The 15,750-nt window shown below is 72.4% G+C and carries 15 protein-coding genes; 10 read left to right on the plus strand and 5 right to left on the minus strand.

Going from position 1 to position 15,750, the window contains the following annotated elements:
• The first annotated feature begins 28 nt into the window (after positions 1-28).
• The gene (folE, locus tag BLS99_RS11050) at positions 29-670 is read left to right on the plus strand and encodes a GTP cyclohydrolase I FolE (protein WP_091048730.1); all 642 of its coding nucleotides are present in this window, start codon (positions 29-31) and stop codon (positions 668-670) included.
• A gap of 126 nt (positions 671-796) precedes the next feature.
• Here the strand turns inward: folE and BLS99_RS11055 are convergent, their stop codons facing one another.
• Positions 797-1,432, minus strand: a complete 636-nt coding sequence (locus BLS99_RS11055) for a hypothetical protein (RefSeq protein WP_091048734.1) — start codon at positions 1,430-1,432, stop codon at positions 797-799.
• A gap of 157 nt (positions 1,433-1,589) precedes the next feature.
• Between BLS99_RS11055 and BLS99_RS11060 the strand changes: the two genes are divergently transcribed.
• Positions 1,590-2,162: a hypothetical protein gene (locus BLS99_RS11060; protein ID WP_091048737.1), complete on the plus strand. Its 573-nt coding sequence runs from the start codon at positions 1,590-1,592 to the stop codon at positions 2,160-2,162.
• 80 nt (positions 2,163-2,242) lie between these two features.
• Here BLS99_RS11060 and BLS99_RS11065 read toward each other — a convergent pair whose 3' ends face one another.
• From BLS99_RS11065 to BLS99_RS11075, 3 genes are all read right to left on the minus strand, one after another.
• Positions 2,243-3,397 (minus strand): DNA polymerase III subunit delta', encoded by a 1,155-nt coding sequence (locus BLS99_RS11065; protein WP_091048741.1) that lies wholly within the window; start codon positions 3,395-3,397, stop codon positions 2,243-2,245.
• Positions 3,394-5,541, minus strand: coding sequence for a dTMP kinase (gene tmk, locus BLS99_RS11070; protein ID WP_218126418.1), 2,148 nt, complete (start codon positions 5,539-5,541; stop codon positions 3,394-3,396). The genes BLS99_RS11065 and tmk overlap by 4 nt, the downstream gene beginning before the upstream one ends.
• A 118-nt stretch (positions 5,542-5,659) precedes the next feature.
• On the minus strand, positions 5,660-6,331 hold the full coding sequence (locus BLS99_RS11075; protein WP_218126419.1) for a TetR/AcrR family transcriptional regulator: 672 nt from the start codon (positions 6,329-6,331) through the stop codon (positions 5,660-5,662).
• Positions 6,332-6,688: 357 nt separating this feature from the next.
• On the opposite strand from BLS99_RS11075, the gene mshA reads away from it, so the two are divergent.
• The 8 genes from mshA to BLS99_RS11115 all read left to right on the plus strand — a co-directional run bounded on the left by mshA (position 6,689) and on the right by BLS99_RS11115 (position 14,515).
• Positions 6,689-7,924 carry a D-inositol-3-phosphate glycosyltransferase gene (mshA, locus tag BLS99_RS11080; RefSeq protein WP_342761275.1) on the plus strand — a complete coding sequence of 412 codons (1,236 nt, stop codon included), beginning with the start codon at positions 6,689-6,691 and terminating at the stop codon, positions 7,922-7,924.
• A complete protein-coding gene (locus BLS99_RS11085) occupies positions 7,921-8,397 on the plus strand; it encodes a type III secretion system chaperone family protein (RefSeq protein WP_091048749.1) in 477 nt (158 codons plus the stop codon). The genes mshA and BLS99_RS11085 overlap by 4 nt, the downstream gene beginning before the upstream one ends.
• 92 nt (positions 8,398-8,489) lie before the next feature.
• Positions 8,490-9,242 (plus strand): phosphoglyceromutase, encoded by a 753-nt coding sequence (locus tag BLS99_RS11090; RefSeq protein WP_091048752.1) that lies wholly within the window; start codon positions 8,490-8,492, stop codon positions 9,240-9,242.
• Between the two features lie 89 nt (positions 9,243-9,331).
• Entirely contained in the window at positions 9,332-10,573 is a 1,242-nt protein-coding gene (locus BLS99_RS11095) for a sensor histidine kinase (protein ID WP_091048756.1), read from the plus strand.
• Positions 10,574-10,585: 12 nt separating this feature from the next.
• A complete protein-coding gene (locus BLS99_RS11100; protein WP_091048759.1) occupies positions 10,586-11,272 on the plus strand; it encodes a response regulator transcription factor in 687 nt (228 codons plus the stop codon).
• A gap of 69 nt (positions 11,273-11,341) precedes the next feature.
• Positions 11,342-12,334: an L-glyceraldehyde 3-phosphate reductase gene (mgrA, locus tag BLS99_RS11105; RefSeq protein WP_091048764.1), complete on the plus strand. Its 993-nt coding sequence runs from the start codon at positions 11,342-11,344 to the stop codon at positions 12,332-12,334.
• Positions 12,335-12,470: 136 nt separating this feature from the next.
• Positions 12,471-12,968 (plus strand): PH domain-containing protein, encoded by a 498-nt coding sequence (locus BLS99_RS11110; RefSeq protein ID WP_091048770.1) that lies wholly within the window; start codon positions 12,471-12,473, stop codon positions 12,966-12,968.
• Complete coding sequence (locus BLS99_RS11115) at positions 12,965-14,515, plus strand: PH domain-containing protein (protein ID WP_218126420.1); 1,551 nt, start codon at positions 12,965-12,967, stop codon at positions 14,513-14,515. The genes BLS99_RS11110 and BLS99_RS11115 overlap by 4 nt, the downstream gene beginning before the upstream one ends.
• Here BLS99_RS11115 and BLS99_RS11120 read toward each other — a convergent pair.
• A complete protein-coding gene (locus tag BLS99_RS11120) occupies positions 14,504-15,727 on the minus strand; it encodes an NAD(P)/FAD-dependent oxidoreductase (protein ID WP_091048774.1) in 1,224 nt (407 codons plus the stop codon). The genes BLS99_RS11115 and BLS99_RS11120 overlap by 12 nt on opposite strands.
• Positions 15,728-15,750 lie beyond the last annotated feature (23 nt).

A 15,750-nucleotide genomic window follows, 5' to 3' on the forward strand; every position in this document is an offset into this window, starting at 1 on the left:
CCGGAGGGCCAGACCGTAAGCTTGCGCCATGGCTGAACTCGACAACCTGGCCGCACGCCTCATCGACGGCCGCATCAACGGCAGCCCCGTCGAGGACGCCGTCGACCTCGACCGGATCGAGGCCGCCGTCCGCGAGATCCTCGCCGCCATCGGCGAGGACCCCGACCGGCCCGGCCTCAAGGAGACCCCCCGCCGCGTCGCCCGCGCCTACGCCGAGCTGTTCGCCGGACTCCGCGTCGACCCCGCCCAGGTCCTCAAGACCTCCTTCGACGAGAACCACAACGAGCTCGTGCTCGTGCGCGAGATCGAGGTCCAGTCCTTCTGCGAGCACCACCTGCTGCCGTTCACCGGCGTCGCCCACGTCGGGTACATCCCCGGCGCCGGCGGGCAGATCGTGGGCCTGTCGAAGCTCGCGCGCCTCGTCGAGGTGTACTCCCGGCGCCCGCAGGTCCAGGAGCGCCTCACCAGCCAGATCGCCGACCAGCTCTACACGTCCCTGGAGGCGACCGGCGTCATCGTCGTCGTCGAATGCGAGCACACCTGCATGTCGATGCGCGGCATCAGGAAGCAGGGCTCCAGCACCATCACCTCCGCGGTGCGCGGCAGCCTCCAGTCCGACGCCCGCACCCGCGCCGAGGCCATGTCGCTCCTGCGCGGCACCACCGGCTGAGGCGGGACGCCGCCGGGGGTCCCGAACCGGGCCCGGAGACGACGAGAGGCCGGATGCCATCGGCATCCGGCCTTCGCGTATGGAGGGGACTGAGGCCAGGGGTGTCCGGACTCGAGCACCGGGTCGTTAGAAGACCTGACCGGTCTGCGACTGGAAGGAGTCGCCCTCGGGGGTGGCCTCGGTGTAGACCTGGTCCAGGAACAGGTCGCCGTCGGAGTCCTGGAGGACGGTGTCGGTGACGCCGTCCGCGTCGGAGTCCACCGCGATCTCGTCCACGAAGCCGTCGGAGTTGTAGTCCTCCGCGACGACGTCGGTGAAGCCGTCGTTGTTGGTGTCGGTGGCGACCGAGTCGACGTAGCCGTCGCCGTTGTAGTCGACCGAGACCTGGTCGGTGAGGCCGTCGCCGTCCGTGTCGGACTCGTAGGTGTCGATGAGGCCGTCGCCGTCGGTGTCCGAGGCGTAGGACTCGAGCGAGCCGTCGCCGTCGGTGTCCAGGATCAGCTCGTCGCTGATGCCGTCGCCGTCGTAGTCGGTGGCCACGCCCTCGGCGTCGCCGTCGCCGTCCGCGTCGATCAGGGTGACGCCGTCGGCCGAGATCGTGGTGTCCTCGTAGCCGTCGCCGTTCACGTCGAAGGACTCGTCCACCGAGGAGACCGCGGTCTCGTCGTAGCTGTAGTCCTCGGTGTAGGTGGTGTCTTCCTCAGCGGTGTAGTCCTCGGTGACGTCTTCCTCGACCGGGGCCGCTTCGTCGTACTCGCTCATCGTTCTTCCATCCTCAGGGTGTCGCGCCGTGCTTGATACAGAGAACTCTACGACCGCCGCCAGGGCCGTGAATCCCCAGAGTGTGCCAACCCCCTATGCTTTTCTCCGGTCCCCCTTGCACGCAGTTGTCACATAAGGTCAGGAGCGTCCATTGGGCTTGTCGGACAGCTCATTCGAGGTCCCGGATCCGCCTCCGGCCCTGGTCCCGGTGCCCGCGGGCAGGGCGTTCGACCTCCACTCCTCCCGGGTCGTCACCGGCGCGCCGGGGTGCGGATGGCAGTTCGACCTCCGCGCCGACGACCCCGTCACGCGCGACGGGATGCTCGTCGTCCCGCTCATCTCCGAGGCCGACTACTACCGCGCGATCGACGGCGACGGGGACGCCTATGCGAGCCTCGTCCCGGCCGCCGACGTGTGGGTGCAGCGCCCCGAGCCCGGCACGGGCGCACCGCGCCCCGGCTACCTCATCGAGCGGCTCTCCGACCCCGACGCGCCGCCAGTGCGCCGGCCCTACCCGGCCTCCGACGTGCCCAACCTCATCGGCCGGCGCGTCTGGAACTGGGTCGACGGGCTGTTCCGGGACGACTTCCGGTGCGTCTCCGAGCCGTTCGAGACCGACGGGGACTTCTGCGTGCGCGTGGTCGAGGAGCGGGCCTGGTACCGGTGGCGGCGCTCGGGGCAGATCCCGAAGGCCCAGGACGCGTACATCCACCACCTCTGGACCCAGTAGGCCGCCCCCGGGGCCGGGGGTGTCGCGACCGCGGGCCCCCGGTACGAGGGTGACGCACGGGTGCGACATCGGGACCGGGCTCAGGCCCGCCACAGGGAGAGCATCATCGCCTCGACCGCGATGCGCGGGCGCACGTTCGCCTCGATGGCCTTGCGGCACTCCAGGATCGCGTCGATGCGGCGCAGCAGCGACTCGGCGCTGAGCCGCGAGGCGGCCGCGCGGGTCGTGTCGGCCATGTCCGGGTGGATCGGGTCCACGCGCGCCCCGAAGCCCGCCGCGAGCGCGTCGCGGTAGAACGCCGCCAGGTCCACCAGGGCCCGGTCGAGCGAGTCGCGCTGCGCGCGCGTGTCGCGGGTCTTCTGGCGCTTCTCAAGCTCCTTGAGCGCCGCCGAGGCGCCGCGCGCGGCCCGCGACGCGCCCTTGCCGGTGCCGCCCTTGCCGAGCGCGGTCTCCAGCGCCTCCCGCTCGGTCGCCGACTGGTCGGTGTACGTGCCGGACGCCTCGGCCTCGGCGGCCTCGATGAGCTCGACGGCGGCGGTGAAGCACGCGCCGAGCCCGGTGAGGCGCCTGGGGATCTGGAGGACGTCGTGCCGCTTCGCGCGGGCCTCGGCATCGGTGGCGAGCCGCCGGGCGCGGCCCACGTGGCCCTGCGCGGCGGCGGCGAACAGCTCCGCCTCGCGCCGGTCGAGGCCGTCGCGGGCGACCAGGAGGTCGGCGATCGCCCCGGGCGGCGGCTGGCGCAGGCCCATGACGCGGCAGCGGGAGCGGATCGTCACCGAGACCTCGGCGGGGTTCGTCGAGGGGGCGCACAGCAGGAACACCGTCCGCTCCGGCGGTTCCTCGACCGCTTTGAGCAGGGCGTTCGCGGCGGCTTCGGTGAGGCGGTCGGCGTCCTCGATGATGAGGACCTGCCAGCGCCCGGAGGTGGGCGCGCGGGAGGCGTCGAGGATGAGGCCGCGGACCTGGTCGACGCCGAGGGACAGGCCCTCGGGGATGACGCGGGTGACGTCGGGGTGGGTGCCGCCGAGCGCGGTGCGGCAGGCGTGGCATTCGCCGCATCCGCCGTCGGGGCACTGGAGGGCGGCGGCGAAGGCGACGGCGGCGGTGGACCTGCCGGAGCCGGGCGGGCCGGTGAACAGCCAGGCGTGGGTCATGCCGGTGCCGCGGGCGGCGGCGCCGAGGACGCGGCGGGCCTCGTCCTGGCCGACGAGCTCGTCGAAGACGCCGGCGGTCACGCCCGACCGGCCTCTTCGGCGACGTTGTCCCAGCCGTACTCGGTGTCGGTGCGGGGGGCGTCCTTGTCGGTGTCGAGGCCGGGCCAGCCGGCGTCGGTGCGGGCGGTCTGGGTGCGGATGTCGAGGCGTTCGGCGACGGCCTCGCGGACCCTGGCGGCGATCTCGTCGGGGGTGCCGCCGGCGGGGACGACGAGGTAGCGGCGGGGGTCGGCGGCGGCGAGGCCGAGGAAGGTCTCGCGGACGCGCTCGTGGTAGTCGAGGCGCTCCTGCTCCAGGCGGTCGCCGTCGCCGCCGGCCTTGGCGCGGTGGAGGCCCTGGGCGGGGTCGACGTCGAGGAGGACGGTGAGGTCGGGCTTGAGGCCGCCGGTGGCCCACTGGGAGACCCAGGCGACCTCGTCCTTGCCGAGTTCGCGGCCGGAGCCCTGGTAGGCGATGGAGGAGTCGATGTAGCGGTCGGAGACGACGACGGCGCCGCGTTCGAGGGCGGGCCGGATGACCTTCTCGACGTGCTGGGCGCGGTCGGCGGCGAACAGGAGGGCTTCGGCGCGCGGGGAGGGGGCGGTCTCGCCGCCGTCCTTGGTGGCGGGGTCCAGCAGGAGGGAGCGGATGCGCATGCCGATGTCGGTGGCGCCGGGTTCGCGGGTGAGGACGGCCTCGTAGCCGCGGAGTTTGAGCCAGGCGGAGAGCTTCACGGACTGGGTGGACTTGCCGGCGCCTTCGCCGCCTTCGAAGACGACGAAGAAGCCGTCGCTGGCGAGCGGGAGGGCGGGCGAGAGGGGGCGGCCGCGCAGGGAGGACCAGAGGTCGGCGAGGACGGGGACGCCGGGCTTGTCGTCCATGGAGCGGAACGCGGTGACGCCGAGCCACACGACGAGGGCGGCGGCGACGAACAGGAGGATGCGGCTCATGGAGACCTCGACCGCGGTGAATCCGAGGTCGAGGCGCCGGGCGGCCTGCCAGCCGGCGAGGGGGGCGGAGATCGTCATGGCGAGCATGAGGATGACGCGGGCGGAGACGGCGATGAACGCGAACATGCGGCCGCGGATCTCGTCCTCGGTCTCGCGCTGGAGGAGGGTGATCCCGGCGAGGAAGGCCATGCCGGCGCCGAGGCCGATGACGACGGAGCCGAGGATCGAGAAGACCATGTGGGGGGCGACGGCGTCGAGGGCGAGGCCGGCGCCGGCGAGGACGATGCTCATGCCGAACCAGCGGAGGCGGGAGAGTTCGCCGATGAGCTTGGGGCCGAAGGCGATGCCGGCGCCGAGGCCGAGGAAGAGGAACACGGCGAGGGTGTAGAACGCGGCGTCGCCGGCGCCGAGGGTGCCCGCGTAGACGGTGCCGACGCCGATGAGGATGCCGGCGCCGCTGAAGGCGCCGAGCATGCCGAGGATGAGGCCGCGGACGCGCTCGGAGGTGCGCAGGTAGGACCAGCCCTCGACGAGGTCGTGCCAGACGCTGGTGGTCTTGGCGGCGACCTGGCCGTAGCGGCCGGAGATCTGCGGGATGAAGAAGTAGACGGTGACGGCGAGGATCGCGAACATGGCCGCGGTGAGGTAGAGCGCGATGACCATGGGCTCGGCCCAGGAGCCGAGGTTCGCCCAGACGCCGGAGCCGCGTTCGAGGACGGCGAGGACGGCGAAGGCGAGGGGCGGGGCGATGCCGTAGGTGGTGGCGAGGCTGAGCTGGTTGGCCGCCTCGTACTTCTCGCGGGGCAGCAGGTTGGGGACCGCGGCCTCCTTCGCGGGCGACCAGATGAGGACGGCGCCCTCGATGCAGAGCTGGGCGACGGCGAGCCAGACGACGGTGAACGCGGTGTTGTTCGTGATGAGGTAGACCGTGGGGACCGAGGCGATGAGCAGGAACCGGGCGGTGTCGCACGCGGCCATGGTCTTGCGCCGGTCGAAGCGGTCGGCGAACACCCCGGCGACGGGTCCGAGCACCAGGGACGGCAGGAGCCGCAGCACGATGGTGGCGGAGAACGCGGCGCCCTTGGCCGCGGGGTCGTCGAACAGGGACTGCGCGAATCCGGCGGTGGCGAAGATCGCGAGCCAGTCTCCGAAGGAGGCGAGGCCGAGTACGGTCCACAGCCGTCGGAACGGCTTGATCCGCAGCACCGTCTGGATGTCGGCAAGGGTGTTCGCCATGCTGCTCCTCGAAAGTCAGAGACCGCACCGGGTCGACTACGAGACTAGTCGGCCCGATGCGGCCCTGCGTCCCGGCGCGGTCGGATAGTGGCCCGCGTCCGGGCCTGGTGTTTCGCGGCTACGGGAGCCGGCGGGCGAGGTAGTCGCAGACGACGCCGTTGGCCTCGGCGATCGAGGCCGAGCAGCCCTCGGGGTCGCGGCGGAAGGCCAGGCGGACCAGGGCCTGCCCGGTCTCGACGGCGACGGTGACGGTCTTGCCGAGCTCGTCGTCCCCGCCGATCCCGAAGCGCTGGGCGAGCCCGGCGAGGATCTGGTCGGCGATGACGTCGCCGCCGGTGGTGACGGCGTCGGCCCGGCCGGGGTCGATCGCGTCGGCGAGGTGGAGGACGCGGAAGCCCGGCGCCGTGCGGTACATGTGGACGTACTCGGCGATCGCGGCCTCGACCCCGGCCCGCCAGTCGGCGGGGGGTTCGGCGTCGAAGCGCGCGGTCAGGCGCTCGAAGTACAGGTCGATGTAGCGCTGCGACAGCGCCTCGGCGAGCGAGCGCTTGTCCCCGAAGAACTGGTAGACCGAGCCGATCGCGACGTCGGCGCGCTGGGCGATGGCCGTGGTCGAGAGCCGGTCGTAGCCGACCTCCTCGATGAGGTCGGCGGCGGCGTCGAGCATCCGGCGCACGCGGGCGGCCGAGCGCTCCTGGACGGGCAGGCGGCGAAGCGAGTGCGTCTGGCCGAACTTGGACACCGGCGACATCGTGGGCTGCCTGGCGGCGGGCACGGTTGCAGTGCTCATGGTGTTGTCTCCCCCCTGGTGATGACAAGTCTCCCCATCATGGCCGACTTGCCCGGATTTGAGGCTCATTCCCGGTCGTGTCGCGAGAGAAATTCCGGCTTCCCCCGACCGAGTGTCACCATTCGGCCACGAAACGGCATGAAAACGTCATGTCGCTTCACGTCTTGCGGGAATGCGGAGTTCGTCACTCCCGCGCGTGCGGCGGTTGTGCCCGGACACCCCCAGGCGGAAGGATGGCGAGGGTTTTGCGCGTTGCTCTAGGGGATGGCAGCCGCGGGAGAGGAAAGACACGTGAGTCAACGGCGCACACCGGCGTTCCGGGCCCGATGCCGCAAGCAGGCGGTCCGCCGCGTCGCGATGGTCTCGGTCCACACCTCCCCGCTCGCCCAGCCGGGGACCGGCGACGCCGGGGGCATGAACGTGTACGTCCTCAACACCGCGCGCGAACTCGCCCGCGCCGGCGTCGAGGTCGAGATCTTCACCCGCGCCACCAGCTCCGAGGAGCCCCCCACCGTCGAGGCCGCCCCCGGCGTCCTCGTCCACCACCTGCCCGCCGGGCCCTTCGAGGGCCTGTCGAAGAACGACCTGCCGACGCAGCTGTGCGCCTTCACCGGCGGCCTCCTGCGCGCCGAGGCGCACAACCGGCCCGGCCACTACGACCTCATCCACGCCCACTACTGGCTCAGCGGCCAGGCCGCGTGGGTGGCCTCCGACCGGTGGAACGTCCCGCTCGTGCAGACCTTCCACACCCTCGCCAAGGTGAAGAACGCGCAGCTCGCCGAGGGCGACAAGCCCGAGCCGATCGGCCGCGTGTGCGGCGAGGAGCAGATCACCACCGAGGCCGACCTCCTCATCGCCAACACCGCCGCCGAGGCCGCCGAACTCCAGCACTACTACGCCGCCGACGCCCGGCGCGTCGAGGTCGTGCACCCGGGCGTGGACCTCGGGGTGTTCCGCCCCGGCGACCGCTACGCCGCCCGCGAGGCCCTCGGGCTCCCCCAGGACGCGCTCGTCGTCGCGTTCGTCGGCCGCATCCAGCCCGCCAAGGCCCCCGACGTGCTCCTGCGCGGCCTCGCGCGGCTGCGCGAGACCGACCCCGCCCTCGCCGAGCGCATCGTCCCCGTCTTCGTCGGCGGGCCCTCGAACACCGACCTGTACTGGCTCCCCAAACTCGCCGGGGAACTCGGCCTGGGCGACCGGGTGCAGTGGCGCAGCCCGCGCTCGGGCGAGGCGCTCGCCCAGGCGTACCGGGCCGCCGACGCCGTCGCCGTCCCCAGCTACAACGAGTCGTTCGGCCTCGTCGCCCTCGAAGCCCAGGCCAGCGGCACGCCCGTGCTCGCCGCGAAAGTCGGCGGGCTGACCACCGCCGTGGACGACGGCGTCTCGGGGATGCTCGTCGACTCCCACCGCGCCGACGACTGGGCCGGCGCCGTCGGGCGCCTCATGCGCGACCGCGCCCTGCGCGAACGCCTCGCCTCCGGCGCCCGCGCCCACGCCGCCCTGTTCTCGTGGCAGGCCACCGCCGAAGGGCTCGGCGCCGCCTACCGGCGCGCCGTCCTGCGCCGCTCCCAGGCGATTACGCTGAACCGGTGATCGAGCGACTCGCGGCCGCCCTCGACGAGACCGGCGCCGACTACCGCCTGGACACGCCGCGCTCGGCGGTCGTGACCCTCCCCGGCCGGCGCAAGCTCGCCACCGAGTGCGGCCTCGTCATCGAGGACCACGCCCTCCGCGTCGAGGCGTTCGTCGCCCGCAGCCCCGAGGAGAACCGCGCGGCGGTCTGGGAGGAGCTGCTGCGCCGCAACGGGAAGCTGTACGCCGTCGCGTTCGCGATCGACGGCAGCGGCGACATCCACCTCGTCGGCCGCCTCCCCTTCGCCGCGATCGACGCCGACGAGCTCGACCGGGTCCTCGGCCAGGTCCTGGAGGCCGCCGACACCGTGTTCGACACCATCCTCGAACTCGGCTTCAAGACCTCCATCCAGCAGGAGTGGCGCTGGCGCCTCGCCCGAGGCGAGTCCACCGCGAACCTCGCCGCCTTCGAGCACCTGCGCCCCGCGGACTGATCCCACCAGGCGGAACGCCCCGGCGCGACGGCCGCCACACCTTCGCGGCGACCCGGGGGCCGGGGGCGCGCGGAGGCGGCAGGATAGGGGGCATGACCTACACTCTCGTGCTGCTTCGCCACGGCGAAAGCGAATGGAACGCCAAGAACCTGTTCACCGGCTGGGTCGACGTCAAGCTCTCGGCCTCGGGCGAGGACGAGGCGCGCCGCGGCGGGCGGCTGCTCGCCGACGCGGACCTGCTCCCCGACGTCGTCCACACCTCGCTGCTGCGCCGCGCCATCAACACCTCCGAGCTGGCGCTGTCGGAGGCCGCGCGCTCCTGGATCCCGGTCAAGCGCTCCTGGCGCCTGAACGAGCGCCACTACGGCGCCCTCCAGGGCAAGGACAAGGCCGCGACGCTCGCCGAGTTCGGCGAGGAGCAGTTCATGATCTGGCGCCGCTCGTACGACGTGCCGCCGCCGGTCATCGAGCCCGGCTCCGAGTACTCCCAGGACGGCGACGCCCGCTACGCCGACCTGGCCCCCGAGGTCCGCCCCGGCACCGAGTGCCTCAAGGACGTGCTCGACCGCATGCTCCCCTACTGGTACGACGGCATCGTCCCCGACCTCAAGGCCGGCAAGACCGTGCTCGTCGCCGCCCACGGCAACTCGCTGCGCGCGCTCGTGAAGCACCTCGACGGGATCTCCGACGACGCGATCGTCAAGCTGAACATCCCCACCGGCATGCCCCTCAAGTACGAGCTGGACGAGGCGACCCTCAAGCCCGTCAAGGCCGGCGGCGAGTACCTCGACCCCGAGGCCGCCGCCGCGGCCGCCGCGGCCGTCGCCGCGCAGGGCAAGAAGTAGGCGGAGGCGACCGCGCCGGGTGAACGGCGTGTGACTTCGATGACGGCCCGGTGCTCGACGCCGGGCCGTTTTCTGCTTAACCTGGGGTCGTGGCCCACAACGAACCGCAGCCCAAGAGCCTCGGGAGAGGCGTCGGGCGCGTCCTGACCGGTCTCGCCGCCGGTGCCGCTTTCGGCGCCGCCGCGACCGCACTCATGAGGATCAGGCACCGGGGAGCGCCCCACCCCGAGCCCCGGTCCGCCCCCGTCCCCGACACCCGCCCGTGGGAGGCCGCGGTCGGCCTGCTGCGGACCGGCGTCTGCCTGGTCGACGACCACAACCGCGTCCTGTACACCAACCGCGCGGCCCGCGACCTGGGCCTGGTCGACGACCACGAGATCGTGTCGCTGACGCTGCGGGCGCTGCTCGCGCAGGCGCGGCGCTCGGGCCGCTACCGGGACGCCGAGATCGAGGTCCCCAAGCAGGTCATGGGCGAGCCGAGCGCGGTGAGCGTGCGCATCACGCCGCTGCCCGACGGCGTCTCGGTCGCCGAGTTCCAGGACATCTCCGAGCTGCACCGGGTCGAGCGGGTCCGCCGGGACTTCGTGGCGAACATCAGCCACGAGCTGAAGACCCCGGTCGGCGCGATGCAGATCCTGTCCGAGGCGCTCAAGGACGCCGCGGAGGACCCCGACGCGGCCGCGCGCTTCGCCGACCGCATCCGCTCCGAGTCCAAGCGCATGAACCACCTGGTCACCGACCTTTTGGAGCTGTCGCGGCTCCAGGGCGCGGAGAAGCTGCCCGACCCCGAGCCGGTCGAGGTCGACCGGATCGTGATGGAGGCGTTCGACCAGACGCGGATAGCGGCCGAGGAGAAGGGCATCGAGCTGCGCCTGACCGGCGTCGAGGACACCGAGGTGCTCGGGAACGAGCCGCAGCTCGTCACCGCCGTGAAGAACCTCGTGGGCAACGCCATCTCCTATTCACCTGAGCACACGGCGGTGGAGGTGGAGACCTCGGTGACGTCCCCGAACGGGCACCTCGCGGGGGTCAAGATGGTGTGCATCGCCGTCCGCGACCAGGGGATCGGCATCCCCGCGGAGGAGCTGGACCGGATCTTCGAGCGCTTCTACCGGGTGGACGCGGCCCGGTCGCGCGCGACCGGCGGCACCGGCCTCGGCCTGGCGATCGTCAAGCATGTGGCGGTCAATCACGGGGGTAGGGTGGAAGTGTCCAGTATGCCCGATGCCGGATCAGTGTTTACCTTGATGTTGCCTGCTCGTTCCCTTCCGTCCGACGCCACGGCACCGGACTCGGATGAAATCGGAACAAGCCAGCAAGCCGCCCGCTAGAAAGGTTCACTCGTGACCCGCGTGCTCGTAGTTGAAGACGAGGAATCGTTCTCCGATGCCCTCTCCTACATGCTCCGCAAGGAGGGCTTCGAGGTGGCGGTCGCCGCCGACGGCGACGCCGCCATCAAGGAGTACGAGCGCGCCGGCGCCGACGTGGTCCTGCTCGACCTGATGCTGCCGGAGAAGTCCGGCACCGAGGTCTGCCGGGAGCTGCGCGCCAACTCGAACGTGCCGATCATCATGGTCACGGCCCGGGACTCCGAGGTCGACAAGGTGGTGGGCCTGGAGCTGGGCGCCGACGACTACATCACCAAGCCGTACTCCTCGCGCGAGCTGGTGGCCCGCATACGGGCCGTGCTGCGCCGCTCGGCCGAGCCCGACGACCCGATCGTCACGGTCCTGGAGGCCGGGCCGGTGCGCATGGACGTGGACCGCCACACCGTCACCGTCGGCGGCGGCGACGTGCAGCTCCCGCTCAAGGAGTTCGAGCTGCTGGAGATGCTGCTGCGCAACGCCGGGCGCGTGCTCACCCGCGGCCAGCTCATCGACCGCGTCTGGGGCGCGAACTACGTGGGCGACACCAAGACCCTCGACGTGCACGTCAAGCGCCTGCGCTCCAAGATCGAGCCGGAGCCGGGCAAGCCGCGCCACCTCGTCACGGTCCGCGGCCTCGGCTACAAGTTCGACCCGCACGCGTAGCCGTTCACCCCGGGTTCACCCGGGCCCGAACCCTATGACAACGCTTGCCGGACGGGATAGGGTGCACTGGTGACCTACCTTCCCGCGGACGACCGCTACGAGTCCATGCCCTACCGCCGCTCCGGACGCAGCGGCCTCAGACTGCCCGCGATCTCGCTCGGCCTGTGGCACAACTTCGGCCACACCCGGCCGCTGGAGACCCAGCGGGCGATCGTGCGGCGCGCCTTCGACCTCGGCGTGACCCACTTCGACCTCGCCAACAACTACGGCCCGCCCGCCGGGAGCGCCGAGGAGAACTTCGGCCGCCTCCTCGCCTCCGACCTCAAGGCGTACCGGGACGAGATCGTCGTCTCCTCCAAGGCGGGCTACTACATGTGGCCCGGCCCGTACGGCGAGTGGGGCTCGCGCAAGTACCTCGTGTCCTCGCTCGACCAGTCGCTCCAGCGCCTGGGCCTGGACTACGTCGACGTGTTCTACCACCACCGGCCCGACCCGGACACGCCGCTGGAGGAGACCATGGCCGCCCTCGACGCGATCGTGCGCTCGGGCAAGGCCCTGTACATCGGCGTCTCCAACTACACGTCCGAGCAGGTCAGGGCCGCCTCCGCGATCCTGCGCGACCTCGGCACGCCGCTGCTCGTCGACCAGCCGCGCTACTCGATGTTCGACCGCCGCATCGAGGACGACCGCCTGCTCGACGCGCTGGAGGAGGCCGGCGCCGGCTGCATCGTGTTCAGCCCGCTAGAGCAGGGCGTCCTCACCGACCGGTACCTCAAGGGCGTCCCCGCCGACTCCCGCGCCGCCACCAGCGTCTTCCTCAACGAGGACCGCCTCGACGACGCGACCATGGCGAAGGTCCGGGCCCTGAACGAGATCGCGTCGGCCCGCGGCCAGTCCCTCGCGCAGACCGCCCTCGCCTGGGCCCTGCGCGACCCGCGCATGACCAGCGTCATCATCGGCGCGAGCAGCGTCGCGCAGCTCGAGGCCAACGTCGCCGCGACGGCGAACCTCGGCTTCACGGCCGACGAACTCGCCGCGATCGACGCCGCCTCCATCGGATAGCAAGGCCCGCAACGACTCCCGCGGGACCGCCGACCTTCGGCGGTCCCGCGCTTCGTACCTCGGTATGACTTCCGTCCGGTGGAATCTCCCCCGCGAAGGGGAAGCGACCGGCCCGGTCATTTCATACGATTCGTGCATGACCGCTCCACGGACCGCCCTCCGCCCGCCCCAGCACCGCTTCGACCCCCGCACCGTGCCCTGGTGGCGCGTGCAGTGGCTCATCACCACCGCCGTCCCGGTCGTGCCGCTGGCGGTCCTGGGCCTCCTCATCCCGCCCGCCCGGCTGTGGCTCCTCGGCCCGGCCGCCGTGATCCTCGTGCTCGGCCTCGCCTCGGCGCTCGCGCTGCCCGTGTGGTGGCACCGCGTGCACCGCTGGGAGGTCACCGACACCGCCGTCTACACCCTGACCGGGTACTTCTGGCGCACCTGGCGGATCGCCCCGATGTCGCGCATCCAGACCGTCGACACCACCCAGGGCCCGGTCCAGCGCTCCTTCGGACTGTCCACCGTGATCGTCACGACCGCGTCCTCCGCGGGCGCGGTGAAACTCGAAGGGCTCGACCAGGACGAGGCGTCGGCGCTGGCCGAGCGCCTCACCGAGCTCACCGACGCCACCCCCGGGGACGCGACGTGAGCGAGCAGCAGATCCACGGACCCCAAGCGCCCGAGGGCGATCCGGTCGAGACCGGCGAGCCCTGGCGCAAGCTCCACCCCGCCGGCATCAAGGTCACCGTCCTGTACATGCTTGGCGTCGTGGTCGCCGCCGGCGTGCCCGTCGCCATCGGCATCGGCTCCGGACCGGGCCTGCTCATCGCGCTCGCGTTCGTCGTGCCCGGCGCCCTCCTCGTCTTCGGCGCGGTCGTCGTCTACGAGATGATCCGGCTGCGGATCACCAGGTACCGCGTCACCGGCCAGCGCGTGGAGATGCACACCGGGGTCCTGTTCAAGACCCGCCGCTCGCTCATGCGCGAGCGCATCCGTTCGGTCGACCTGAGCGCCAACCCGCTCGAACGCGTCTTCGGCCTCGCCAAGGTGAAGGTCGGCACCGGCGAGACCGGCAGCGGCTCGGGGTCGACGAGCGAGCAGACGCTCACCCTCGACTCCGTCGACCGCGAGGAGGCCGAACGGCTCCGCGGCGAACTGCTGCGCCGCGCCGCCGTCGAAGCGGGCGAGGACGGCGAGCAGCGGCTGGCCACGTGGGAGCCCGGCTGGCTCAAGTACGCGCCGCTGTCGTTCCTGACGCCGATGCTCGCGGGCGCCGCGGTCGGCGCGGTCTTCCAGGTCGCGGACTGGTTCGGCAAGGGCGGCCTGCCCGTCGAGATCGTCGGCGGCCTCGTGGAGGACCACGGCGCGTGGACGGTGCTCGGGCTCGGCCTGGTCGGCCTGCTCCTGCTGGGGGCGGTCGCGAGCCTCGCGCTCCAGGGCGAGGCGTGGTGGGCCCACCGGCTCGACCGCGAGCCGGGCGGGACGCTGCGCGTGCGCCGCGGGCTGCTCGTCGCGCGGTCGCTCAGCCTGGAGGAGGAGCGCATCCGCGGCATCGAGATCGTGGAGCCGCTCGGGGTCCGGTCGGCGGGCGCGGGCCGGCTCGACGTGGTCGCGATCGGCCTGAAGACCGACGAGCAGGGCAGCGACCTGAGCACCCTGGTGCCGGCCGCGCCGCTCCCCGCGGTGACCGCCGCGGCGGCGTCGGTGATCGGCCCGGTCGACTGCGCGCTCGCTCCGCATCCGCGGACGGCGCGGGCGCGGCGGCTGCGCTGGGCCGTCGTCGCGGTCGCGGTGCTGGTCGCCGCGGGGGTCGTGCCGCACCTGCTGTGGTCGCTCCCGGCGCTGCTCAGCGCCGCGATCGTGCTGGCGGCGGTGCTGGGTTCGGCGTTCGCGCTGTGGACGGCCGTCGACTCGTACCGGTCCCTGGGACACGCGCTCACCGGCCGCCACCTGGTGTCGCGGCGCGGCAGCACCCGGCGTGCCACCGTCCACCTCGACCGGGCGGGGATCATCGGCTGGCGGATCACGCAGTCGGTGTTCCAGCGGCGCATGGGCCTGATGACGCTCGACGCGACCACCGCGGCGGGCAAGGGCCACTACGCGGTGATCGACGCCGACGAGCACGAGATCCTCGACTTCGCGGACGAGGCGGTGCCGGACCTGCTGCAGCCCTTCCTGGTCCGGTCAGCGGAATGACCGGAGCGCGTCCTCTCCGGGCGGGGTGTCGGCGCGGATCAGGGCCTCGATGTCGCCCGCGCGGTCCCAGGTGTTGACGGCCATGCCCGCGAGGACGCGCCCGTCCTTGGTCCAGAACGCGGCGAACTCCAGGGACGCGATATCCCCGGAGACCACGACGGTGTCGTAGGCGTCGGGCCCGGCGACGAAGCCGACGTACTCCATGCCGAGGTCGTACTGGTCGGTGAAGAAGTACGGGAGCTTGTCGAAGGCCGCGTCGGACCCGAGGACGGCCTTCGCGGCGTGCACGCCCGTGTCGATGGCGGTCTGCCAGTGCTCGACGCGGACGGGGCGGCCGTAGTGCGGGTAGGGCGCGCTCGCGATGTCGCCCGCGGCCCAGACGTCGGGGTCGCTGGTGCGGAGAGCGGCGTCGACGGCGACGCCGCCGCCGAGGTCGCGGCCGCGCAGTTCGAGGCCGCCGGCGGCGGCGAGTCCGGTGTTGGGGGCGACGCCGACCGCGACGAGCACCAGGTCGGCCTCGACGCGTTCGCCGTCGGTGGTCTCGACACCGACGGCGCGGCCGTCCTCGCCGAGGATCTTCGCGATCTGGGTGCGCCGCCGCAGGTCCACGCCTTGGTCGAGGTGGAGTTGGGCGAACACGAGGCCCATCTCGGGGCCGAGGACCCGTTCGAGGGGCTGGGCGCCCATGCCGAACAGGGTCACGTCGCGGCCGAGCTGGCGCGCGGAGGCGGCGACCTCCATGCCGATCCAGCCGTCGCCGACGATGGCGACGCGGCCGTTCCCGCCCGTGAGCCGGGCGTTGAGCAGGTCGGCGTCCTCGACGGTGCGGAGCAGGTGGACGCCGCGCAGGTCGGCGCCGGGCACGGGCAGGGCCCTGGGGGTGGCGCCGGTGGCGAGGACGAGCTTCGCGTAGTCGAGGGTGCTCCCGTCGGCGAGCGCGAGCCGGTGCGCGGCGGTGTCGAGGCCGGTGGCGGGGACGCCGGTGCGCAGGTCGGCGTGGTGGCGGTACCAGTCCTCGTCGACGGTGAAGAGCGCGGAGCGGTCGGCGTCGCCGCGCAGGTAGTCCTTGGACAGCGGCGGCCGCTCGTAGGGCCGGTGGGGTTCTCCGGCGACGATGACGAGGTCGCCGCCGTACCCCTCGTCGCGGAGCGTCTGCGCCGCTTTGGCAGCGGCGAGGCCACCTCCGGCGATGACGATCGGTGCTTCGCTCATGTGCGTCTCCTCGCGGTCGACGG

Origin of the sequence: Glycomyces sambucus (assembly GCF_900102815.1) — a bacterium.
In the GTDB taxonomy this organism is placed as follows: Bacteria; Actinomycetota; Actinomycetes; order Mycobacteriales; family Micromonosporaceae; genus Glycomyces; species Glycomyces sambucus.